Origin of the sequence: Pseudoalteromonas sp. SG44-8, from assembly GCF_014164125.1 — a bacterium.
GTDB classification, from domain to species: Bacteria; Pseudomonadota; Gammaproteobacteria; order Enterobacterales; family Alteromonadaceae; genus Pseudoalteromonas; species Pseudoalteromonas rhizosphaerae.
Genome location: NZ_JACJEQ010000020.1, coordinates 62,660 through 68,749 on the forward strand (window position 1 = coordinate 62,660; position 6,090 = coordinate 68,749).

The 6,090-nt window shown below is 41.7% G+C and carries 11 protein-coding genes; 10 read left to right on the top strand and 1 reads right to left on the bottom strand.

Annotated elements, in window-relative coordinates; translation table 11 throughout:
* Positions 1–11 precede the first annotated feature (11 nt).
* Genes rplC through rpsQ form a run of 10 tightly spaced genes read left to right on the top strand, consistent with a single transcriptional unit; the run spans position 12 to position 4,639 of the window.
* Positions 12–647 (top strand): 50S ribosomal protein L3, encoded by a 636-nt coding sequence (gene rplC / locus H5163_RS15085; RefSeq protein ID WP_054206125.1) that lies wholly within the window; start codon positions 12–14, stop codon positions 645–647.
* Between the two features lie 17 nt (positions 648–664).
* Positions 665–1,270: a 50S ribosomal protein L4 gene (gene rplD / locus H5163_RS15090; RefSeq protein WP_054206126.1), complete on the top strand. Its 606-nt coding sequence runs from the start codon at positions 665–667 to the stop codon at positions 1,268–1,270.
* A complete protein-coding gene (gene rplW / locus H5163_RS15095; protein WP_054206127.1) occupies positions 1,267–1,569 on the top strand; it encodes a 50S ribosomal protein L23 in 303 nt (100 codons plus the stop codon). Before rplD ends, rplW begins: the two co-directional genes overlap by 4 nt.
* A 17-nt stretch (positions 1,570–1,586) precedes the next feature.
* Positions 1,587–2,411 (top strand): 50S ribosomal protein L2, encoded by an 825-nt coding sequence (gene rplB / locus H5163_RS15100; RefSeq protein WP_007376192.1) that lies wholly within the window; start codon positions 1,587–1,589, stop codon positions 2,409–2,411.
* A 15-nt stretch (positions 2,412–2,426) separates the two neighbouring features.
* Positions 2,427–2,705, top strand: a complete 279-nt coding sequence (gene rpsS, locus H5163_RS15105; protein ID WP_010561269.1) for a 30S ribosomal protein S19 — start codon at positions 2,427–2,429, stop codon at positions 2,703–2,705.
* Between the two features lie 14 nt (positions 2,706–2,719).
* Positions 2,720–3,052: a 50S ribosomal protein L22 gene (gene rplV / locus H5163_RS15110; RefSeq protein WP_004588690.1), complete on the top strand. Its 333-nt coding sequence runs from the start codon at positions 2,720–2,722 to the stop codon at positions 3,050–3,052.
* A gap of 11 nt (positions 3,053–3,063) precedes the next feature.
* The gene (gene rpsC / locus H5163_RS15115; RefSeq protein WP_054206128.1) at positions 3,064–3,765 is read left to right on the top strand and encodes a 30S ribosomal protein S3; all 702 of its coding nucleotides are present in this window, start codon (positions 3,064–3,066) and stop codon (positions 3,763–3,765) included.
* A 12-nt stretch (positions 3,766–3,777) separates the two neighbouring features.
* Complete coding sequence (rplP, locus tag H5163_RS15120; protein WP_002957890.1) at positions 3,778–4,191, top strand: 50S ribosomal protein L16; 414 nt, start codon at positions 3,778–3,780, stop codon at positions 4,189–4,191.
* Positions 4,191–4,382, top strand: a complete 192-nt coding sequence (gene rpmC / locus H5163_RS15125) for a 50S ribosomal protein L29 (RefSeq protein ID WP_054552371.1) — start codon at positions 4,191–4,193, stop codon at positions 4,380–4,382. The genes rplP and rpmC overlap by 1 nt, the downstream gene beginning before the upstream one ends.
* Complete coding sequence (gene rpsQ, locus H5163_RS15130; RefSeq protein ID WP_016709053.1) at positions 4,382–4,639, top strand: 30S ribosomal protein S17; 258 nt, start codon at positions 4,382–4,384, stop codon at positions 4,637–4,639. Before rpmC ends, rpsQ begins: the two co-directional genes overlap by 1 nt.
* A gap of 283 nt (positions 4,640–4,922) precedes the next feature.
* On the opposite strand, the gene H5163_RS15135 is transcribed toward rpsQ, so the two are convergent.
* Complete coding sequence (locus H5163_RS15135; protein ID WP_182735463.1) at positions 4,923–5,879, bottom strand: HEPN domain-containing protein; 957 nt, start codon at positions 5,877–5,879, stop codon at positions 4,923–4,925.
* Between the last annotated feature and the right edge of the window lie 211 nt (positions 5,880–6,090).

Sequence of the window (6,090 nt, forward strand, 5' to 3'; positions counted from 1 at the left end):
GTTTTAGGAAAATGGCATTAGGTCTAGTCGGTCGTAAAGTGGGTATGACACGTATCTTCACTGAAGATGGTGTATCTATCCCTGTGACAGTTATTGAAGCGACACCTAACCGCATTGCTCAGATCAAATCTGACGCAACAGACGGTTATAACGCGCTTCAAGTAACCGCAGGCACTAAAAAAGCAAGCCGTGTAAACAAAGCAACAGCGGGTCACTTCGCTAAAGCTGGTGTTGAAGCGGGTCGCGGTCTGTGGGAATTCCGCCTAAATGGTGGTGAAGGCGATTTTGAAGTAGGCGCTGAGCTTACTGTTGAATTATTCAACGAAATCAACAAAGTTGACGTAACCGGTACTTCTAAAGGTAAAGGTTTCCAAGGTGGTGTTAAGCGCTGGAATTTCAGCATGCAAGACGCTACACATGGTAACTCTCTATCTCACCGTGCTCCTGGTTCAATCGGTCAAAACCAATCACCTGGTAAGGTGTTTAAAGGTAAGAAAATGGCCGGTCATATGGGTGCTGAGCGTGTAACGACTCAAAACTTAGAACTAGTACGCGTTGACGCTGAGCGTAACTTGCTTTTAGTTAAAGGTGCAGTACCTGGCGCTATCGGCGGTGACGTTATCGTTAAACCTGCTGTTAAAGCATAAGTCCTGGAGATTTAGTGATGGAATTAGCAATTAAAGACGCTTCTGGCGGTCTTGAAGTTTCTGAAGCTACTTTTGGACGTGAGTTTAACGAAGCATTAGTACATCAAGTAGTTGTTGCATACGCAGCAGGTGCTCGTCAAGGTACTCGTGCTCAGAAGACACGTTCTGAAGTAAGCGGTGGTGGTAAAAAACCATGGGCTCAAAAAGGTACTGGCCGTGCACGTGCTGGTACAATCCGTAGTCCAATTTGGCGTTCAGGTGGCGTTAGCTTCGCAGCTAAACCACAAGACCACAGCCAAAAAGTAAACCGTAAAATGTACCGCGGTGCGATCAAAAGCATTTTATCTGAATTAGTTCGTCAAGAGCGTTTAATCGTTGTTGAAAGTTTTGCTCTAGCAGCACCAAAAACTAAAGAACTAGTTGCTAAGCTTAAAGAACTTGAGCTTAAAGATGTTCTAATCGTAACTGAAGAAGTAGATGAGAATCTATTTTTATCGGCACGTAACCTGTACAAGGTTGACACGCGTGATGTAGCTGGTATCGACCCTGTAAGCTTAATCGCTTTCGATAAGGTACTTATTACAGCAGCTGCTGTTAAGCAACTTGAGGAGACGCTAGCATGATTCGTGAAGAACGTCTTTTAAAAGTGATCCTTGCTCCACATATCTCTGAAAAAAGCACTATTGCTGCTGAAGAAAACAACACTATCGTTTTCAAAGTAGTAAATGACGCAACTAAAGCTGAAGTTAAAGCAGCTGTAGAGAAGCTTTTTGAAGTGGAAGTAACTGGTGTTCGCACACTTAATGTTAAGGGTAAAACAAAACGTACTGGCGCACGTTTCGGTCGTCGTAGCGACTGGAAAAAAGCTTACGTTACTCTTAAAGAAGGCAGCGAACTAGACTTTGTCGGCGGCGCCGAGTAATAAGGGGAGTTAGAATTATGGCACTTCAAAAGTGTAAGCCAACTTCTGCGGGTCGTCGTCACCTAGTTAAAGTGGTAAACCCAGATCTACATAAGGGCAAGCCATACGCACCACTATTAGAGAAAAACTCTAAATCAGGTGGTCGTAATAACAATGGTCGTATTACGGTTCGTCATATCGGTGGTGGTCATAAGCAGCATTACCGTTTAATCGATTTTAAACGTACTAAAGATGGCATTCCAGCCACTGTTGAGCGTTTAGAATATGATCCAAATCGTAGCGCAAACATCGCACTTGTATTATATGCAGACGGTGAGCGTCGTTACATTATCGCACCAAAAGGCTTAAAAGCTGGTGATGCAATCCAGTCTGGTGTTGATGCACCAATCAAGCCTGGTAATGCATTACCTATGCGCAATATGCCTGTAGGTTCGACTGTTCACAACGTAGAATTAAAACCAGGTAAAGGTGCTCAAATCGCACGTTCTGCTGGTGCATACGTTCAAATCCTTGCTCGTGATGGTCAGTATGTAACATTACGTCTTCGTTCAGGCGAAGTTCGTAAAGTTGAATCAGATTGTCGTGCGACGCTAGGTGAAGTAGGCAATGCTGAGCATATGCTTCGTTCACTTGGTAAAGCAGGTGCAAATCGCTGGCGTGGTATTCGTCCGACAGTTCGTGGTGTTGCCATGAACCCGGTTGATCACCCACACGGTGGTGGTGAAGGTCGTACATCTGGTGGTCGTCATCCTGTGTCTCCATGGGGTAAGCCGACTAAAGGTGCTAAGACGCGTAAGAACAAGCGTACGGATAAATTTATAGTACGTCGTCGTACTAAGTAATATTGAGGAATAGCCATGCCACGCTCTCTCAAGAAGGGTCCTTTTATAGACCTACACTTGCTGAAGAAGGTAGAGAAAGCTTTGGAAAGCGGTGACAAGAAGCCAATTAAAACTTGGAGCCGTCGTTCAATGATCATACCTAACATGATCGGATTGACCATTGCTGTCCATAATGGTCGCCAGCATGTACCAGTTTTCGTTTCTGACGAAATGATCGGTCACAAACTAGGTGAATTTGCACCAACTCGCACTTACCGTGGCCACGCTGCGGATAAGAAAGCGAAGAAACGTTAAGAGGGGAATGATAAATGCAAGCATTAGCTAAACATAAATTCGCCTCTGGTTCGGCGCAAAAAGCACGTCTAGTTGCAGATCAGATCCGCGGGTTACCTGTCGATCGCGCACTAGAAATCCTGGCGTACAGCCCTAAGAAAGCGGCTGTATTAGTTAAGAAAGTACTTGAGTCTGCTATTGCTAACGCAGAGCATAACGAAGGTGCTGACATTGATGAGCTACGTGTAACAACGATCTTTGTGGACGATGGTCCAACAATGAAACGTATTATGCCACGTGCTAAAGGACGCGCAGACCGCATCCTTAAGCGTACAAGCCACATCACTGTTGTGGTTTCAGATAGCTAGGAGTATAAGTAATGGGACAAAAAGTTCATCCTACTGGTATTCGCCTAGGTATATCTAAACCTTGGGTTTCTACCTGGTACGCGAGTTCAAAAGATTTCTCTGCACAGCTTTTTGGCGATCACAAAGTACGTACATTCCTTACTAAGGAATTGAAAGCGGCTTCTGTGTCTAAAATCGTTATTGAGCGTCCAGCAAAATCAATCCGCGTAACAATTCACACGGCTCGTCCGGGTGTTGTTATCGGTAAAAAAGGCGAAGACGTAGAAAAATTACGTCAAGCGGTAACTAAGATTGCTGGTGTACCTGCTCAGATCAATATTTCTGAAGTACGTAAACCAGAACTAGATGCACAACTAGTAGCAGACGGCATTGCCTCTCAACTAGAGCGTCGTGTTATGTTCCGTCGCGCTATGAAGCGTTCGGTACAAAATGCAATGCGCATCGGTTCTAAAGGGATCAAAGTTGAAGTTAGCGGTCGTCTTGGCGGCGCAGAAATCGCACGTTCAGAATGGTATCGTGAAGGTCGTGTACCTCTACATACTCTTCGTGCTGATATCGACTACGCAACTTCTGAAGCCTTAACCACTTATGGTATCATTGGTGTTAAAGTTTGGATCTTCAAAGGCGAAGTTATTGGTGGTTTACCACTAGTACAAGAGCAAGAGAAGCCAGCTAAACGCGCACCAAAGAAAGCCAAAAAAAGTGCTAAGTAGAGGTAGCGAGTAATGTTACAGCCAAAACGTACAAAATTCCGTAAAATGCACAAAGGCCGCAACCGTGGTTTAGCGCAAAACGGTAACAAAGTAAGCTTCGGTACTTTCGGTTTGAAAGCTACTGGCCGTGGCCGCATGACTGCTCGTCAAATCGAAGCAGCTCGTCGTGCCATGACACGTCACGTGAAACGTCAAGGTAAAATCTGGATCCGTGTCTTCCCTGACAAACCGATCACAGAAAAGCCTCTTGAAGTTCGTATGGGTAAAGGTAAAGGTTCTGTTGAATATTGGGTTGCTGAAATTCAGCCTGGTAAAGTACTTTACGAAATGGAAGGTGTTTCTGAAGAGCTTGCTCGTGAAGCATTCGACCTTGCTGCTCGTAAACTGCCATTCAAAACAACTTTCGTAACTCGGACGGTAATGTGATGAAAGCAAGCGAACTAAAAGATAAAAGCGTAGAAGAGCTTAATGCTGAACTTCTAGGTCTTCTTCGTGAGCAGTTTAACCTGCGCATGCAAGCAAGCACTGGTCAGTTAGCTCAAACTCACACGCTAAGAACAGTACGTCGCGATATCGCGCGTGTAAAAACAGTTATTAACCAGAAGGCAGGTCAATAATGAGTGATAAAATTCGTACTCTTCAAGGCACTGTAATCAGCGACAAGATGGAAAAATCTTTCACTATCGCTATCGCACGTTACGTGAAGCACCCAATCTATGGGAAATTCATCAAACGTACGACTAAATTACACGTACATGACGAAAATAACACAGCAAAAGCGGGTGACGTTGTTACTATCCGTGAATGCGCTCCAATCTCTAAGACTAAGTCTTGGACATTAGTAGACGTTATTTCTAGTCCAAAACAAGCTTAATTTTTAATTAAGTCTGTTTTATAAAAAGCCCCGGCATTAGCTGGGGCTTTTTGTTTTTAAAGAAGCTATAAGCTATAGCGGTAAGCTTTCAGCTGCTTGCAGTGAATTTGAGCCCCGTAGATTGGGTTGAGTATTGCTGGAGAACGAATAAAAATATCGGGCTACTCATAAGTACGAATGGGATAACTTAAACATTGAACGAATGACTAACTTCCTTCGGGCTGTGAATTAAGCTGTAATGAAAAAAGGCTTTGTCTTTTTTATTAATCGGGTTTTTATGGGGTTATGTCATCATAAATAATTTGTTTTTGAAGAATTTTTCAAAATAATCTTTCTTACCATCAAACAGAGCTAGTAACTTATCATCGCTAAAAATAATGTTAAGTATACATCGTAAATAGTTATCACACTTCTGACTCATATCGGATAAAAATAATTCTTTATTGGTTTTTAAACTATCACCATGTATGACTTTTGATCTAATACCGTAAAATGATTTCAAATCATCAAATACCTCAATGGGGTCGAAACCAAAATCTTTAAGGAATAACTCTACACGCTCAGATAATTTATGGGTTAGCTCTGAACTGTCGGTAGAGAAAAGACTTTCGAAAGCACTGCAATAATGAGCCAATTTAACCGCAGGATGACTTTCTCGAGATGCTGCTTCTATAAACCTCATACTTCGCCCAATACGTGAAAAATGCATATTGGTAAATGAATCTTTAAAAGTAGACTTTGAGTTACATAAATATGATTGAATTTGATCACTTTTTTCATTCCATTTTTTTAAGTCTTCAATAGTCATTTCAATATTCGTAAATGACTTTCCGGAATTCATAAATGCAGGACTAGTTAAATTATTCCGAGTCCAAGCACTATGTTTTGAATCTGTTAGCTTACAAAATGCGGCCTCGCAAATGACGGCATTGTCTTTTATAAACCATAGATCATTTAAAAGCATTTTTAACCAAAATAACCAAATGAATAAAGCTTTGTGGCTATCTTCACCTTTATCAAAAACGGTATCATCAATGTCACAGTAAATAATATTATCGGCATGAATGAAATGTTCGTACTCAATCACTCCTGCTGTCTCTTTAAATTCACAATCGATAATGCTCAAAATCAGATTTTTATCATTCGTAATATCAATTCCCGGCATCAAAGTTATCCATCCCTCTATTGGTTCTGAAATTGAAAGGTAGCGGAGTGTTGAGATGAACTTATATTTTTTCATTAGAATTAAAGGTTCTTGCGCAATTAATATTTTAGTATTTATACAACATGCAGTTCATTTTGCATAATCGCTTTCTGGATGGTGGGTATATTTTTATGACATACGACCTATGATATTAGATGGTTAATATATTGATGTTATACAATAAGCTAGATTACTAAAGTCATTTGATAAAAAGCCTTTGCAAATGCAAAGGCTGATGTTTTTCTGC

Coding starts and splice junctions, on each gene's coding strand:
- rplP (WP_002957890.1), top strand. CDS start 3,778: ATGTTACAGCCAAAACGTACAAAATTCCGTAAAATGCACAAAGGCCGC.
- rplW (WP_054206127.1), top strand. CDS start 1,267: ATGATTCGTGAAGAACGTCTTTTAAAAGTGATCCTTGCTCCACATATC.
- rplB (WP_007376192.1), top strand. CDS start 1,587: ATGGCACTTCAAAAGTGTAAGCCAACTTCTGCGGGTCGTCGTCACCTA.
- rplD (WP_054206126.1), top strand. CDS start 665: ATGGAATTAGCAATTAAAGACGCTTCTGGCGGTCTTGAAGTTTCTGAA.
- H5163_RS15135 (WP_182735463.1), bottom strand. CDS start 5,879: ATGAAAAAATATAAGTTCATCTCAACACTCCGCTACCTTTCAATTTCA.
- rpsC (WP_054206128.1), top strand. CDS start 3,064: ATGGGACAAAAAGTTCATCCTACTGGTATTCGCCTAGGTATATCTAAA.
- rplV (WP_004588690.1), top strand. CDS start 2,720: ATGCAAGCATTAGCTAAACATAAATTCGCCTCTGGTTCGGCGCAAAAA.
- rpsS (WP_010561269.1), top strand. CDS start 2,427: ATGCCACGCTCTCTCAAGAAGGGTCCTTTTATAGACCTACACTTGCTG.
- rplC (WP_054206125.1), top strand. CDS start 12: ATGGCATTAGGTCTAGTCGGTCGTAAAGTGGGTATGACACGTATCTTC.
- rpmC (WP_054552371.1), top strand. CDS start 4,191: ATGAAAGCAAGCGAACTAAAAGATAAAAGCGTAGAAGAGCTTAATGCT.
- rpsQ (WP_016709053.1), top strand. CDS start 4,382: ATGAGTGATAAAATTCGTACTCTTCAAGGCACTGTAATCAGCGACAAG.